We start from the raw sequence: 14699 nt of genomic DNA, 5'->3' as shown, positions 1-14699 counted from the left end.
CCTTTCCCCGGCGGCCGGGTTCCCCCCTCCCCGTTGGGCCGTCGGCGTACGCGGCCGGTCACCTGGATGCCAGGTGACCGGCGCTGCGTGCCCCTCGATGAGCTTCGTGCGGAAGGCGAGTTCATGAATCACGTACCGGTCGGCCTGGTGTTTCCCGGACAGGGAACACAGAAACAGGGAATGGGCGAGCCGTGGCGGGACACCGCGTCCTGGGAGCTGACGGCGGAGATCTCCGCCGTCACGGGGGAGGACATCGCCGAACTGCTCCTGCATACTCCCGGCGACCACCTCCAGCGCACCGACCTCGCGCAGCTCTCCGTGTTTTCCGTCGCCTTGATCGCACACGCCGAGGCGACACGCGGTGACGCACTCGGTGGTCGCGTCGTCGCCTGCGCCGGACACAGCCTCGGCGAGTACGCCGCCCTCGTCGCGGCCGGGGCCCTCACCGTCGGCCGGGCCGCAGCCCTGGTCGCCGCCCGGGGGCGCGCCATGCGCGAGGCGGCCCTGACCCGCGAGGGCACGATGGGCGCGGTGGTCGCGGCGCCCGTCGCGGAAGTGGAGACGCTGGTGAGCGAGATACGGGCCGAGGGCGGCGAGGTGTGGATCGCCAATGTCAACGCCCCAGGACAGACCGTGATCTCCGGAGCGCCCGAGGCGGTCGCGGAAGCCGGGTCGCGCGCCCCGTCCATCGGGGGCAAGCTGATCACCCTCCGCGTCGGAGGTGCCTTCCACAGCCCGTTCATGGCCCCCGCCGCGGAGACGCTCGGCGCTGCCCTGCGGGACACCTCGTTCACTCCCGCGCGTGTGCCGGTGGTGGCCAACGTCGACGCGGCGCCGCACACGGACGACGGCGACTGGCCCGCTCTCTGCGTCCGGCAGCTCACCTCCCCGGTCCTGTGGGAGGAGAGCGTACGGACGCTCACCGGCCGGCTCGGCTGCCGCCGGCTCGTCGAACTGGGCCCCGGGCGGACCCTGGCCGGGATGATCCGCCGCATCGACGGGGACGTCGAGGTCGTTTCTGTGGACTCTCCGGCCGCCGTTCCCGCCCGGCCGGTGAGGGAACGATGACCGTCACGACGCAACGGCCGGAGACGACCAGCGGAATCGGAGTGCTCGACAAGGCCTCGATCCTCCTCGACATGGTGGCGAAGGGGCCGGCGTCCCTGGCCCAGCTGGTGGACGGGAGCGGATACACACGTCCCACCGTGCACCGGATCGCGCGCGGCATGGAGAGCCTCGGGCTGTTCGCCAGGGACATCCGGGGCCGGTTCGTCCTCGGCCCCCGACTGGGCACCATGGCGGTGGAGGTGCAGCACAGCCGGCTGGTCAGCGCGGCGCCCCCGGTCCTAGCGGACCTGCACACCCTGACCGGTTTCGACGCGCATCTCCTGCGCCGCCGCGGCGCGGTGCAGATCTGTCTCGGCACCTCCACCGGCACCGTCCAGGGGCGGGAGTGGCTGCCGGTGGGCACGGCACGGTCGCTCAAGGCGGGCCCGGTCGCCCAGGTCCTGCTCGCGTGGGAGGAACCCGAGCAACTGTACGAAGGGCTCCGGGGCGCCCGCTTCACCGCCGCTCAGCTGTCCCTCGTGCGCCGCCGCGGCTGGGCGTACGGTCCCGACGCCATGGCGCCGCAATCCGTTTCCCTGGCGGTGCCCGTACGTGCCATGGGGAGACAAGTGGTGGCCGCCCTCTCCCTGACCGGGCCGCGTCCGCGGATGCCCGCCGCGCCGGACCGCCTCCTGCTCGGTGCGATGGTCGACGCGGCGAACGAGCTCGGGGACATGCGCATGGACACCGCCCCGGTCCTGCGGGCCCACTCCCGGTAGTCCCGCCTCCGGCGGCCGTGCGGACGGCGGCTCCGCCCCGGCGGCTCCGGGAAGGGGGCGGCGCCGGCCGCTCCTCACCGACGCGGCGGGGTCCTGCCGCCCGTACGGACCGTACCGATCCGGCCGACCGCTCCCGGCAGGGTCACTCGCAGCCCCGCTGCCAGTTCCAGCCGACGAAGGTGTGCCTGAGCTCCACGTCGAAGGTGCACTCCGCGGTCGCGTCGGCGTTCAGCTTCACGGACGAGTGGTGCGTGTTCGCGTACCACTCGCCGGTCGGGTCGAAGACGCCCTGGTACGTGAAGTCCGCGTGGGCCTCGTGGTTGACGACGGAGCAATCGGTGGCGCAGTCCTGCTTGTCGGTGGCGGACTTCAGCGACCAGCCGGCGTTCCACGGCTCGCGGTTCCACTCCTGTGTCGCGGTGGTGGCGGCGGAGTCGATCCGGCCGTCGGCGGTGCTCCAGGTGGCCGTCGAGTACAGCCCCGTCATCCGGATGTTGCAGCAGTCGTACATCTCGTTCCAGCTGCGGACCTGCCGGGAGGCCGAGGCGGCCGTCACACCGGTACGCGCCGGGGACCCGGCCGCGGCGGAGGCCGGCACATGACGCACGGGCCCCAGTCGTGGTTCACAGTCCTCCCCGATGGTGACCGTCTGCCGTACGGACATGCCGGCCGGGGGCACCGGCAGCGAACCGGCCAAGCGGACGGACCCGCACGACCGCGGGGTGTCACGGTCGGCCACCGGCGCGGCCGACGCCGTACCGCCGAGGACGGAAAGGAGCCCGACGGCGGCGGTCACGGCGGCGGCACGGCGCGTGTATCCCATATTCAATTCCTTGGCTCGGCTGCAAGTTCTTCGATCCGTGAGAGTAATGGCTCTTTTTTACCGGCAGGTTATGGAGGGAAAGGTTGGCACCTTCATGTCACCTCTGTGGGAGGGAATCGAGTGCACTGTCAGTCTTCGTTGACCACCCATTTCCGGACGAGGACGAGTTACGCCGTCGGTGATACAGAGGAGTTACCCGCGTGGGTCTCATGCACATGCGCGTGGCCGTGACGTCGGCACCGGTGCGTCAGGAGTCGTCGCTTCCGGGGCTGCTCGGCCTGGCACAGCCGGAGTTCGAGTCGCGCATGTCCGAAGCGCTGGAGGTGGTCGAGGGGCGCCTGCGGGGCCACGTGAGCGGTGCCCCGAGGCCCGGAGTCGCCGATGTGTCCGACCTCCTCGGCGGGTCGGCGGGCGGACGACTGCGTCCCTTCCTCGTCCTGCTCGGCGCCGAGTTCGGTGAGTCGTGGGAGAACGGGGTGACCGAGGCGGCCGTCATGGTGGAGCTGCTGCACGTGTCGTCGGTCGCCGGCGCGGAGTCCGGCGCCGACTGGCTGCTGGCCCGATCCGCCCAGCTGGCCGCGGGCCTCGGGCCCCGGGCCCTGGAGCTCAACGCCCGGACCGCGGGACGGCTCGTCGGGGCACAACTGCGCCAACTCGCCGGGCCGGCTCCCGGGGAGGACCCCGTCGCCCACTACTTCGAGGTGACCGCGGGTGCCACCGCCGCGTTGCTCTCCCTGTCCCTCGGCGTCGGAGCGCTTCAGGCCGGCACCCGCGCCGGCTGGGTACGGGCCCTGATCGGCTACGGTGAGCACCTCGGTGCCGCCCTCCGGATCGCCGACGACCTGCTCGCCGTGACCGCACCGGCCGGGGACGGGGGCGACGGGGCCCGGGGAGATCCGTTCACCGGGGCCCCCGGTCTGCCGCGGCTCCTCGCCCGGACCGACACCACCGCGCGCGGGGCGGAACTGCGCCGCCTGGTCACGGACGGCGCGACGACCGGGGCGGCCCGGCGGCGGGCCCTGGAACTGCTGCGCGCCTCCCCCGCCACCCGGCGTGCCGAGGCCGCCCTGCACGAGCGGCTGGCCGCCGCCGTCTCGGCGGTCGGCATCCTGCCCCCGCTGCCCGCGCGCCGCGCGCTGTACGCGCTCTGCGACGTCGTGGCCCTACGAACCGGCTTGATCCGATGAGGAGTTGTCCATGACGATGCGCGACCGGGTGGACGAGCTGACACTGATCCGCGACGAGGTCCTCGAAGGCGTTCCCCGAGCCACCGAGGCCCAGCACGCCAGGGGGAAGCTGACCGCGCGCGAACGCCTCGCGCTCCTCTTCGACGAGAACTCGTTCACCGAGATCGAGCAACTGCGCAGGCACCGGGCGACCGGGTTCGGCCTGGAGGCGAAGAGGCCGTACACCGACGGCGTGGTGACCGGCTGGGGCAAGGTCGAGGGCCGTACGGTCTTCGCCTTCGCCCACGACTTCCGGATCTTCGGCGGCGCGCTCGGCGAGGCCCACGCCGCGAAGATCCACAAGGTGATGGACCTCGCGATCGCCGCCGGCGCCCCTTTGGTCTCCCTCAACGACGGCGCCGGCGCCCGGATCCAGGAGGGCGTCCAGGCACTCGCGGGCTACGGCGGGATCTTCCGGCGCAACACCATGGCCTCGGGCGTGATTCCGCAGATCAGTGTGATGCTCGGACCCTGCGCGGGAGGCGCGGCCTACAGCCCGGCCCTCACCGATTTCGTCTTCATGGTCCGGGACACCTCGCAGATGTTCATCACCGGCCCCGACGTCGTCAAGGCCGTGACCGGTGAGGAGATCACACAGAACGGTCTCGGCGGGGCCGACGTGCACGCCGAGACCTCCGGCGTCGCGCACTTCGTCTACGACGACGAGGAGACCTGCCTCGCCGAGGTCCGCTATCTGCTCTCCATGCTCCCGGCCAACAACCGCGAGACTCCGCCGGACGTGCGCTCGGGTGATCCGGCCGACCGGCGGTGCGAGCGGTTGCTGGAACTGGTGCCGCTCGACGGCAGCCGTCCGTACGACATGCACCAGGTGATCGCGGAACTCGTCGACGACGGCGATTACATGGAGGTGCACGAGCGCTGGGCCACCAGTGTCGTCACGGCTCTCGCCAGGCTGGACGGCCAGGTGGTCGGCGTGGTCGCCAACCAGCCGCAGTCCTTCGCGGGCGTGCTCGACATCCACTCGTCGGAGAAGGCCGCGCGCTTCGTCCAGCTGTGCGACGCCTTCAACATCCCGCTGGTGACCCTGGTCGACGTGCCCGGCTTCCTGCCCGGGGTCGACCAGGAGCACGGCGGAATCATCCGGCACGGGGCCAAGCTCCTGTACGCGTACTGCAACGCCACCGTGCCCCGGGTGCAGGTGATCCTGCGCAAGGCGTACGGCGGCGCCTACATCGTCATGGACTCCCGCTCCATCGGCACGGACGTCTCGCTCGCCTGGCCGAGCAACGAGATCGCCGTGATGGGCGCCGAGGGCGCCGCCAACGTGGTCTTCCGGCGGCAGATCCAGGCGGCCCAGGATCCCGAGGCGGTGCGCGAGCAGCTGGTCAAGGAGTACAAGTCCGAGCTGATGCACCCGTACTACGCGGTCGAACGCGGCCTCGTCGACGACGTGATCGACCCGGCCGACACCCGCTCCGCGCTGATCGGCGCGCTCTCCATGCTCCGCGCCAAGCACAGCCCGCTTCCCTCCCGCAAGCACGGCAACCCACCGATGTAGAGGAGACCGGCATGCCGGTGTCAGTGCTCGACGGGCCTCTCGGCCCCACCCTGTTCAAGGTCATCAGCGGCAGTCCCTCCGCCGAGGAACTCGCTGCCGTCACGCTCCTGCTCACCGCCCTGGCGAGCACCGCGGAGGACGACGACGGCACCGGATCCGAGCAAGGGCCGAGGGCCGCGGAATGGGACCGTCCCGAACGCGTCGCGCCACTTTCCTGGAGGGCGGCCAGGCGCTCGGCTGGCAGCTAGCTGCCATCTTCGTTGTCGACCCCCGACCGCCCTGCTAATCAGTACAAAAGCGGCATGAACGGGTACCGCAGAGGTCGGCCGCGATGTCAGGAGGCAGCTCGTGCTTCAGGTGGTGTTCAGGATCCTGGGGCCGTTGGACATCAGCGCCGGCGAGCAACCGATCGTTCTCACCGGCGCCCGTCAGCGCACCATCATGTCCATGCTGCTGCTGGCACCGGACCGGATCGTCTCGGTCGACACGCTCGCCGACGCCGTATGGAACGGCAGCCCACCGCAGACGGCCCGCAACCAGATCGCGATCTGTGTCTCGGCACTGCGCAAGACGCTCAAGGCGGCGGCCGGGGTCGACGACCTGCTCGTCACCAGCCACCCCGGCTACATGCTGTTCACCGGCGACCACCGCATCGACGCCGTGGAATTCGAGGAGCGGGTCGCGCTGGGACGCGAGGCCGCCCGCAGCGGCCGGCTCGAAGAGGCCTGCGCACGCTTCGACGAGGCCATCGCCATGTGGCGCGGCCCCGCTCTGGACGGCATCGCGGCCCAACGCGTCGAGGCCGAGGCGGCACGGCTGGCCGAGATGCGGCTCGACGTGTACGAGGAGTACATGGGACTGCGCCTGGAACTCGGCCAGCACCGTGCGGTGAGCGGCGAACTGGCCGCCTTCGTACGGGAGCACCCGCTGCGGGAGCAGGCCATCGCGCACCTCATGCTCGCCCAGTACCGGTCGGGGCAGCGCGCCGCGGCGATGGAGACGTACCGCGAGGGCCGACGGCTCCTCGCCGACGAACTCGGCATCGATCCCGGGCCCGTCCTCCAGGAGTTGCACGAGCAGATCCTCGCCGACTCCCCGCGGCTGATCCCTGCGGCCAACGCCGTGGCATCGGCCCCCTCCCCCACCGTTCCGGCCCATCTGCCCTCCAGCGTCGCCTCGTTCACCGGACGCAACGCCGAACTCGCCACCCTGGACCGGCTGCTGGACTTCCTCGACGGTCCGGCCCTGCCGGTCGGTTCGATCACCGGCATCGGCGGCGTGGGCAAGACCGCCCTTGCCGTCCGCTGGGCCCACCAGGTCGTCGGCCGGTTCCCCGACGGGCAGTTGTTCGCCGACATGCGCGGCTACGACGAGGAAGCCCCCCGCCGTCCCAGCGCCGTGCTCGACCGGTTCCTGCGCGCCCTCGGCGTGCCCGGCCCCGAGGTCCCCACCGATCCGCATGAGCGGGCCGCTCTGTTCCGCAGCGTCCTCGACGGCCAGCGCGTACTGATCGTCCTGGACAACGCCCGCTCCTTCCGGCAGATACACCCCCTGCTGCCCGGCTCGGGCCGGTGCTGCGTCCTGGTCACCAGCCGTGACCCCATGGGCGGCGCGCTCGCCGGTGACTACGCCTTCGTCCCGCTGCGCCTGGACGTGCTGGGGCAGGACGAGTCCATCGCCCTGCTCGCCAAGGTCGCCGCGGACGGCAGGCTGGGCGCGGATCCGGTGGCCGCCGCCCGGCTCAGCGCCTTGTGCGACCGGCTGCCCCTCGCACTGCGCATCGCGGCCGCCCGGCTCGCCGCCAAGCCCCACTGGTCGGTGCGCACCCTGGTGTCCCGGCTGGAGGACCAGCACCGCAGACTCGACGAGCTCAGCCCGGACGAGCGTGGCGTCCGGGCCGGACTCCGGCTGAGCTACCGCGACCTGCCGGCCACCACCGCCCGCATGTTCCGGCTGCTCGGATTCCTGAACGTGCCCGACTTCGCGCCCTGGGCCGGGGCCGCGCTCCTCGACGTCGACCCGCGCGACGCGGAGGATCTCATCGAGGAGCTGGTCGACGCCCAGATGCTGGTGCCGCTCTCCACCACCACCGGTCATGTGCGCTACCGCTTCCAGGACCTGCCCCGGCTGTTCGCCCGTGAAGTGGCGCTCGCCGAGGACTCGGAGGACGAACGGCGCGCGGCGCTGCAACGCGCCGCCGGCGCCTGGCTCGGGCTCGCCTCGGAGGCTCATCGCAAGCTGTACGGCGGTGACTACACGATCACCCACGGCCCCGCTCGTCCGCAGTCGCTGCCCGGTCGTCTGACACAGGGCCTGCTCGAGGACCCGATGGAGTGGTTCGAGAGCGAACGCGGTTCGATCACCGGCCTGGTGGATCAGACCGCCGCCGAGGGGGAGGCCGCGTACGCCTGGGATCTCGCCATCACCAGCGTCACCCTCTTCCAGAACCGCAACTACCTGGAGGACTGGCGTTTCTGCAGCGAGCTGGCGCTGTTCGCCGCGCGGCGGGTCGGCGACCGGCTCGGCGAGGCCGTGATGCTGCATTCGCTCGGCACGCTCGAGATCGTTTCCTGGGAGCACGAGGCCGCCTTCGGCCACCTCCAGCCCGCTCTGCGCCTGTTCGAGGAGGTGGGCGGGGAGGAGGGGCAGAGGGGGTCTGCCCTGGTGCTCCGCAACCTGGCCCTGTGCGAACGCCATCGGGAGGATCTCGAAGCGGCACGGGAGCTGGGGCAGCGCTCCCTGGAACTCTTCCGCGCGGTCGGAGACCACTACGCGGAGGCTCACATGCTCGGTCTGCTGTCCCAGATCGAGCTGGAGCGGGGCCACCTGCAGGCCAGTCTGGTGCTGTCCTCGGAGGCCGTCGCCAAGAGCCGTGGCCTGGGAACCGTGCGCGGTGAGGCGCAGAGCACGGTCCGTCTGGCCGAGGCGCTGATCCACCAGGGCGACGGCGAACGAGCGGAGAGGGCCTGCCGACGCGCGCTGGAGCTGGTGCGCGACAGCGGTGACCGTCGCGGTGAGGCCCACACCCTGCGTGCGCTGGGCGAGGCGCTGTGGCGCCAGAACAGGACCGAGACGGCGGAAACGGTGCTGGAGCAGGCGCTGGTGACCGCCGGCATGGTTCCGGACCGCTACCTGCAGGCGCGGGCCGGAGTCGCACTCGGCTGTGTCCGGGCGCTGCTCGGCGACAGGGACTCGGCCGTGTCCTGCTTCAAGACGGCGGCCGATCTCTTCGCCGAGGTCGGTGCTCATGTCTGGCAGGACCGGACGGCCCGGCTGCTGACGCTGGTCGAGCAGGTGGAGCAGATCGAGTCGGAAGGACTCTTCGAACTGGTGCGGCCCTGAGGGACGGATCCGTCACGTCCACGGATCGTCGGCCGTCGCCTCCGTCACGTCCACGGATCGTCGGCCGTCGCCGCCGTCACCGTGCGGTGCGTCGCGGTCGCCGCGTCCTGAGCGCCACCGTTTCCGGCCGCCAGAAGCATCAGCACCGATCCCAGTGTGGCGATGGCTGTCGCAGTGGTGACGATGCAGCGTTGCATGACACTCCCCTAAGGGTCGTTTCACGGTACGGAACCGCTGCGGATCATTGCCCCGCAGCATGCCCTGAATGCTACGAGGACGTCTTTTTCCAGCGGTTTCGTCTCGCTTTCGTGCGGGCGAAAGAGCCTCGAAACTCACGGAAAAAGGGAGCTCAGTAGCTTGCGCGGCAGGTATCGCGGCGACCGGGAGACGCGGTTGCGCGGAGGGGAGTGCCATGGACTTCAGAATCCTGGGAGCCGTGTCGGCCGAGCGGGAAGGCCGCGCGGTGGCACTCGACGGCAGCAAGCAGCGCAGCGTGCTCGCCGCCCTGCTGCTGGCCCACGGCAAGGTCATGACGGACGAGCGGCTCACCACACTGCTGTGGGGCTGGGACCCCCCTGCGACCAGCACCAATCAGCTCTACACGTACGCATCGAGGCTGCGCACCCGTATGGGCCCCGGGATCGTGCTGGAGCGCACCGGTCCCGGCTACCGGTTGGACATCGGTGACGCCGCTCTCGACTGGGAGGCCTTCCGGGAGCTGGCGCAGGCGGGCGGTGCCGACCTGCGGGAAGGGCGGTACGCCGACGCCGAGCGCCGGCTGGCGTCGGCTCTGTCGCTGTGGAACGGCCCGGCGCTCACGGGTGTCACCGAGCACCTCGCGCAGGCCGAGGTGCCGCGGCTGGAGGAGGCCCGGCTGTCCGCCGTGGAGCAGCACGCCGAAGCGGCGCTCGCCCTGGGCCGCCACACCGAGACGGTCACCGGCCTGACCCGCGAAGTGGCCCTGCACCCGGGGAGCGAACGGCTGCGGGCCCTGTTGATGACCGCGCTGCACCGGTGCGGCCGCCAGGCCGACGCGCTCGCGACGTACACGCAGGGGCGCCGGTACCTGGCGGACGAACTCGGCATCGATCCCGGCCCGGCGCTGCGCGCACTGCATGAGCAGATCCTCACGGGCGAGCTCTCCCCCGTACCCGCACCGCGTCCCGGGCACGGCGCCGCCGCCCGTCCGGAGCCCGCGCCGCAGCCGCCGCCGGAGCCGGAGAACCCGCCGCGCGCGAACGGGTCCGGGGCCTCGAGGACCGCCCGGGCGGCACCGTCGACGCCCGGGGCCCCGGCCGCCGGCGGCGGCTGGCCCGGTATGCCGCCCGCGCTGCTGCCCGCCGCCCCGTACGACTTCGTCGGGCGCGTCGGCGAGGTGCGGGAGCTGCTCGAAGCGCTGGGCGAACGACGGGACGTCGTGATCACCGGCACGCCGGGAACCGGCAAGTCGGCGCTGGCCCTGCACGCGGCCGAGCGCTGCCGTGACACGTTCCCGCAGGGCCAGCTCTACGCCGATCTGCGCACCGAGGACGGCCCGCGCAGGCCGGTGGAGGTCCTCGGCTGGTTCCTGCGTGCCCTGGGCGTGCCGCCCGGCCGGCTGCCCGTGTCCCTCGAAGAGCGCGTGCAGCTCTACCGCACGTTGTCGAACGGACGGCGGATGCTGATCGTCCTCGACAACGCGACGGACGACGCCCAGGTGCGCCCTCTGCTTCCGGGCGGCGGGGCGAGCCGCACCGTCGTCACCGGGGTGCATGCCCAGCTGGCCTCGCTCGAAGGCACCTGCCTGCTGCGGCTCGGTCCGCTGGAGCCGGCCGAAGCCGTGCGGCTGCTCGCCACCGTGGCGGGCACGGCCCGGATCGGGCAGGAAGCGGAGGCCGTGGCACGTATCGCGGAGTTCTGTGACCGTCTCCCGCTCGCGCTGCGGATCGCCGCCGCCCGGATCGCCACCCGTCCGCAGGGGTCCGCGACCCGGTTCGCCGCGCGCCTGGAGTCCGCGGAACGCCGACTGGACGAGCTGCGCCTCGGCAGCCTCGACGTCGGCTCGAGACTGCGTCACGCACTGAACGGGTTGCCTTCCCCCGCGGTCGGCGCGTTCCTCGCGCTCGCGGCGGCTGCTCCGCCACTGCTGACCGCCCTGGACGCCGCGTCCGTCCTCGGCACCGGGACCGAGGACGCCGAGGACCTCCTCGAGCAACTGGTCGACGGCCACCTGCTGGAGGGAGGAGGCGTGGACGGCTCCGGCCGGCCGCGCTACCACTTCCCGTCCCTGATCCGGCTTTTCGGCCGGCACCAGGGCGCGGCCGTCCGCACCGCCGCCTGAGGTCCACCGCCCCGTCCCCCTTCGGGGCCGGCCGCAGTACTGCGGCCGGCCCCGAAAGCATGTCCGGCCCGGGTCAGCCGCAGCCGCCGGCATGACCTTCGTCGAAGGACTGCGCCTCGGGCGGGAAGTCGAACCTGTACCCCTGCGCCACGAGTTCGTTCAGCGCATCCGCGTATTCCGCGAGGAGCTGTGCCCACGAAACGGCACTGTCGCGCAGCAGTGCCTCCTGTTCCATCGACGCGCGTTTCTCGAGCTCCTCGAGGAATTGGAGTGGAGACTGAACAGAGGCCGGGTTTTCCTCTTTTTCAAGCACTTTTCCTCCTCGGCTCGGGACCGGGCCCCTGGAGGCCCTTCCTTCACAGAGTCGGATACGTGCATATAGGGATTCCCGCCCCTTTCCCTGCTTTCCCGTACAGGATCCCCGGAGGCTTTTCATGGATCCGTACAGATTCCGTACAGACGCTCCCACAGGTGTCGGGCGACGCAGGACCGGGGTGCTGACCTGCGGAGTCGCGCATCGGAGCAGGAGGGAGGAAGCCGGCGCCCGTCGGCACGCGTTTCTCACGGAAGCAGCCGTGGACAGGGCGGGAAATACCTCGAACGATTCCGCCTCGCCGCGCGTCGGCAGGGAATTCAGGAATCACCCCGATACGGTGCCGCCGTGCGCGTGGGGCGGATGATGACCGCTGGGGCCGCCCGCCGCCCGGCAGGTATTCCGAGGACGGCCGGACCGGCCGGGACCGCCGGCCCGGCAGGTTTTTCCGGGGACGGCCGGACCGGCCGGGACCGCCGGATGCGCGCCCGGGCGGAGGCGGTGGTCACGAGGATCAGGGCACGTCGGCCGGCAAGGCCTTCACACAGCTCGAGCACGTCCCGCCGGCCGGCGGGACGTGCTCGATACGGGCGGCGACGGGATACGGGCCCGGTGCTCGCCGTCAGCCGCGGTCCGCGGCGCCGGTCCGCTCGGTCCCCGCTCCCGTACCGCGTGAACCGGGGGCGGCCGCACCGAGACCGTGCGGGAGCGATTCGGCTGCCGTACGGGGCGCGCACGCCGGATGCGTCGGCGAAGGCGGCCAACGACGAAAGCGGGATGCGCCGGTGCGCATCCCGCAGGGTCTCGCAGATAGTCGGAGGAGCCGGTCAGCCGCCCGTCAGCCGTCGGCCAGCAGGCGGTCCGAGACCGTTCCCACCAGGACGTCGTGCCGGTCCACCAGATAGAAGTGACCGCCTGGCAGCACGTCCAGGCGGAAGGCGCCACGCGCGACGTCGGACCAGGCCGACATCTCCGCCACGGGCACGTCCGGGTCCTGGTCCCCCACGTACGCGTACACCGGGCAGTCCACCGGGGCGGCACGCCGTGGACCGTAGGTACCGACGATCGTGAAGTCGGCCCGGATCGCCGGCAGGAAGATCTCCCGGAGATCGGGATCGGTGAGGAGCGCCTCGTCGGTGCCCCCGAGCCGGCGGACCTCCTCGAGCAGTGCCTCGTCGCCCTCCGCGTGGACCCGTTTCGGATTCAGCCGGTGCGGGGGCCTGCGGCTCGACACATGGAGCGCGGCGGGGCGCACCCCGTGCCGGTCCCGCAGTCGCAGCGCCACCTCGTGGGCCAGCGACGCGCCCATGCTGTGCCCGAACAGCGTCACCGGGACGTCCAGGAGGGGAAGGAGCGCCTCGGTCACCTGATCGGCGAGTTCCTTCATGCTGTCGACACAGGGGTCGGTGAGCCGGTCGTGCCGCCCGGGGTAGCGCGCGACCAGCACTTCCGTGCCGGGGTCGAACGCGGTGCCCCAGGCGTGGAAGAAGCTGGCCGAACCGCCCGCGTGCGGCAGGACGAGCAGCCTGCGGTGAACGCTCCCCGTCGCCCTGTACCGACGGAACCATCTGCCGCTGTCGGCGGCTGTCGAGGGCGCGGTGCGGTGGGCGCCGACGCTCATCCTGTCCTCCTTCGTACTGTCGTCCGCTGAGAAGGGGCTGCCGGGCGCGGGGGCACTCGGTCGTCCGAGTGCCCCCGCGGTCGCCCGGCCGGCCCTTGGTGGTGCGGTGGTGGCCGTCACGCCTCGGGTCAGGCCGGGTACCGGTCGTCCGGCATGGCCGTGAACGACGGTGCCTGGAACGGGGCGTCGCTGAGCCCGTCCCACTCCTCACCGCGCACCGCGGACACGAACGCCCCGACCCGCTCAGCGCCCCAGAAGGCTTCGCGTCCGTGCAGGAAGAACGGCACGCCGAAGGCGTCGTCGTGATAGGCCGCGATCAGGCATTCCACTCCCCTCTTCCGGATGGACGCGTCGTCGATCGCGTCGGCGAGTGACGCGTCGAGGCCGAGTTCGGCCGCGATGCCGGCGATGGTCTGCCGTTCCGCGAGGTCCAGGCCCTGCTTCCAGCGCGCCCGGTAGGCGAGGTCGACGAACTGCGGTCCCAGTCCCTGTTCCTCGGCCGCGAGGTAGGCGAGGTGGGAGACCTCCCAGTGCGGGGCGCGGTCGACCGGCCAGGTCACCTGCCAGCCCCGGGCGTGCGCCCAGCGGCGCGCGTCCCGCAGGATGTAGAAGTTCTTGGAGCGGTGCATGGGCATCACCGGCAGGGTGACGCCGGACTCGGCGAGCAGCCGGGTGAACTCCTCGTCGGGCTCCCAGTAGGGAATCCATTCGATCCGGTCGAGCACGTCCGGATACTTCTCGGTGAGGTCACGGTAGGCGAACCACGAGTAGGGGCTGCGCAGCGAGAAGTACCACCTGGGGTGCTTCTTCCTTCGGCGGTCGGTGCTCACAGGGAGATCCCCCCATCGATCTGGAACACGGATCCGGTGATGTAGCCGGCGCGTTCGGAGGCAAGGAAGGAGACGAGTTCCGCCACCTCGTCGGCGGTGCCCATACGGCCGAGCGCGACGCTCGCGAGCGCTTCCTCGCGCACCTTGTCGGACACGGCGGCCACCATGTCGGTGTCGACGAAACCGGGCGCCACCGTGTTGACGCGGATGCCGTAACGGCCGACTTCCTTGGCGAGGGAGCGCGAGAAGCCGATGATCCCGGCCTTGGACGCGGCGTAGTTCGTCTGGGTGGCGTTGCCGTAGACCCCGGCCACCGAGGAGATGTTGACGATGCTGCCGCGGCGGCGCTTCATCATCGGGAAGGTGACGGCACGGCAGACGTGGAAGACGCCGTCGAGGTTGGTGGAGACGACCGACGACCACTCCTCGTCGGACATCATCACCAGGGCCTTGTCGCGGGTGATGCCGGCCGAGGTGACGGCGGTTTCGACGGGGCCGAGCTCCTGTTCGGTCTCGGTCACCCAGGCGCGCACCGCGGCCGCGTCACTCACGTCCACCCGGCGGTACAGCACCCGTGCCCCGAGCGCCTCGGCCTCCTTGCCGAGGATCTCCGCCGCCTCCTGCTGCGAGTGGAAGCAGAAACCGACGTCGTAGCCGTCTGCCGCCAGCTTCAGCACGGCGGCCCGGCCGATACCCCGGGAACCCCCACTGATCAGGGCCACGGGCCTGGTTTCGGTCATCGTTGGGCCTCTTCTCCGTTTACGGCGGACGGTGGGACAAGGGCGGGTCCGGGTACGGGCCCTGACTCGGCCCCGTATCCGCGGGGTCGCGGCCGGCCGGCGGGGCGGAAGGCCGGCTGCGCGGCGGTCGTGACGGTCT

At 71.6% G+C, this 14699-nt stretch carries 13 protein-coding genes; 7 read left to right on the top strand and 6 right to left on the bottom strand.

What is annotated here, in order from left to right; translation table 11 throughout:
• Positions 1-123: 123 nt before the first annotated feature.
• Entirely contained in the window at positions 124-1068 is a 945-nt protein-coding gene (locus KUM38_RS20915) for an ACP S-malonyltransferase (RefSeq protein WP_217130939.1), read from the top strand.
• Positions 1065-1826, top strand: coding sequence for an IclR family transcriptional regulator (locus tag KUM38_RS20910; protein ID WP_217130938.1), 762 nt, complete (start codon positions 1065-1067; stop codon positions 1824-1826). The genes KUM38_RS20915 and KUM38_RS20910 overlap by 4 nt, the downstream gene beginning before the upstream one ends.
• 142 nt (positions 1827-1968) lie before the next feature.
• On the opposite strand, the gene KUM38_RS20905 is transcribed toward KUM38_RS20910, so the two are convergent.
• Entirely contained in the window at positions 1969-2649 is a 681-nt protein-coding gene (locus KUM38_RS20905) for a hypothetical protein (protein ID WP_217130937.1), read from the bottom strand.
• A 209-nt stretch (positions 2650-2858) separates the two neighbouring features.
• On the opposite strand from KUM38_RS20905, the gene KUM38_RS20900 reads away from it, so the two are divergent.
• The 4 genes from KUM38_RS20900 (at position 2859) to KUM38_RS20885 (ending at position 8736) form a co-directional block, all read left to right on the top strand.
• Positions 2859-3836: a polyprenyl synthetase family protein gene (locus KUM38_RS20900; RefSeq protein ID WP_254397531.1), complete on the top strand. Its 978-nt coding sequence runs from the start codon at positions 2859-2861 to the stop codon at positions 3834-3836.
• Positions 3837-3846: 10 nt separating this feature from the next.
• Entirely contained in the window at positions 3847-5394 is a 1548-nt protein-coding gene (locus KUM38_RS20895) for an acyl-CoA carboxylase subunit beta (RefSeq protein WP_217130935.1), read from the top strand.
• An 11-nt stretch (positions 5395-5405) separates the two neighbouring features.
• Positions 5406-5642 (top strand): acyl-CoA carboxylase subunit epsilon, encoded by a 237-nt coding sequence (locus KUM38_RS20890; RefSeq protein ID WP_217130934.1) that lies wholly within the window; start codon positions 5406-5408, stop codon positions 5640-5642.
• Positions 5643-5742: 100 nt separating this feature from the next.
• Positions 5743-8736, top strand: a complete 2994-nt coding sequence (locus tag KUM38_RS20885) for a BTAD domain-containing putative transcriptional regulator (RefSeq protein ID WP_217130933.1) — start codon at positions 5743-5745, stop codon at positions 8734-8736.
• A 44-nt stretch (positions 8737-8780) separates the two neighbouring features.
• Here KUM38_RS20885 and KUM38_RS20880 read toward each other — a convergent pair whose 3' ends face one another.
• Complete coding sequence (locus KUM38_RS20880) at positions 8781-8933, bottom strand: hypothetical protein (protein WP_217130932.1); 153 nt, start codon at positions 8931-8933, stop codon at positions 8781-8783.
• 215 nt (positions 8934-9148) lie between these two features.
• On the opposite strand from KUM38_RS20880, the gene KUM38_RS20875 reads away from it, so the two are divergent.
• A complete protein-coding gene (locus tag KUM38_RS20875) occupies positions 9149-11056 on the top strand; it encodes an AfsR/SARP family transcriptional regulator (RefSeq protein ID WP_217130931.1) in 1908 nt (635 codons plus the stop codon).
• A gap of 73 nt (positions 11057-11129) precedes the next feature.
• On the opposite strand, the gene KUM38_RS20870 is transcribed toward KUM38_RS20875, so the two are convergent.
• The 4 genes from KUM38_RS20870 to fabG all read right to left on the bottom strand — a co-directional run bounded on the left by KUM38_RS20870 (position 11130) and on the right by fabG (position 14560).
• On the bottom strand, positions 11130-11369 hold the full coding sequence (locus KUM38_RS20870) for a DUF6269 family protein (RefSeq protein ID WP_217130930.1): 240 nt from the start codon (positions 11367-11369) through the stop codon (positions 11130-11132).
• 838 nt (positions 11370-12207) lie between these two features.
• The gene (locus KUM38_RS20865) at positions 12208-12990 is read right to left on the bottom strand and encodes a thioesterase II family protein (protein ID WP_217130929.1); all 783 of its coding nucleotides are present in this window, start codon (positions 12988-12990) and stop codon (positions 12208-12210) included.
• Between the two features lie 128 nt (positions 12991-13118).
• Positions 13119-13820 (bottom strand): 2-hydroxychromene-2-carboxylate isomerase, encoded by a 702-nt coding sequence (locus KUM38_RS20860; protein ID WP_217130928.1) that lies wholly within the window; start codon positions 13818-13820, stop codon positions 13119-13121.
• Entirely contained in the window at positions 13817-14560 is a 744-nt protein-coding gene (gene fabG / locus KUM38_RS20855) for a 3-oxoacyl-[acyl-carrier-protein] reductase (RefSeq protein WP_217130927.1), read from the bottom strand. The genes KUM38_RS20860 and fabG overlap by 4 nt, the downstream gene beginning before the upstream one ends.
• Positions 14561-14699: the final 139 nt, after the last annotated feature.

This window comes from Streptomyces sp. AC558_RSS880, from assembly GCF_019049255.1.
GTDB lineage: Bacteria > Actinomycetota > Actinomycetes > Streptomycetales > Streptomycetaceae > Streptomyces.
Note: the sequence above shows the minus strand (reverse complement) of the source record. Positions and strands in the feature narration are given on the sequence as shown.

What these genes read in the sequence shown, in the direction of transcription:
- KUM38_RS20915 (WP_217130939.1), top strand. Translation starts at nt 124, where the DNA reads ATGAATCACGTACCGGTCGGCCTGGTGTTTCCCGGACAGGGAACACAG.
- KUM38_RS20910 (WP_217130938.1), top strand. Translation starts at nt 1,065, where the DNA reads ATGACCGTCACGACGCAACGGCCGGAGACGACCAGCGGAATCGGAGTG.
- KUM38_RS20905 (WP_217130937.1), bottom strand. Translation starts at nt 2,649, where the DNA reads ATGGGATACACGCGCCGTGCCGCCGCCGTGACCGCCGCCGTCGGGCTC.
- KUM38_RS20900 (WP_254397531.1), top strand. Translation starts at nt 2,859, where the DNA reads ATGCACATGCGCGTGGCCGTGACGTCGGCACCGGTGCGTCAGGAGTCG.
- KUM38_RS20895 (WP_217130935.1), top strand. Translation starts at nt 3,847, where the DNA reads ATGACGATGCGCGACCGGGTGGACGAGCTGACACTGATCCGCGACGAG.
- KUM38_RS20890 (WP_217130934.1), top strand. Translation starts at nt 5,406, where the DNA reads ATGCCGGTGTCAGTGCTCGACGGGCCTCTCGGCCCCACCCTGTTCAAG.
- KUM38_RS20880 (WP_217130932.1), bottom strand. Translation starts at nt 8,933, where the DNA reads ATGCAACGCTGCATCGTCACCACTGCGACAGCCATCGCCACACTGGGA.
- KUM38_RS20875 (WP_217130931.1), top strand. Translation starts at nt 9,149, where the DNA reads ATGGACTTCAGAATCCTGGGAGCCGTGTCGGCCGAGCGGGAAGGCCGC.
- KUM38_RS20865 (WP_217130929.1), bottom strand. Translation starts at nt 12,990, where the DNA reads ATGAGCGTCGGCGCCCACCGCACCGCGCCCTCGACAGCCGCCGACAGC.
- fabG (WP_217130927.1), bottom strand. Translation starts at nt 14,560, where the DNA reads ATGACCGAAACCAGGCCCGTGGCCCTGATCAGTGGGGGTTCCCGGGGT.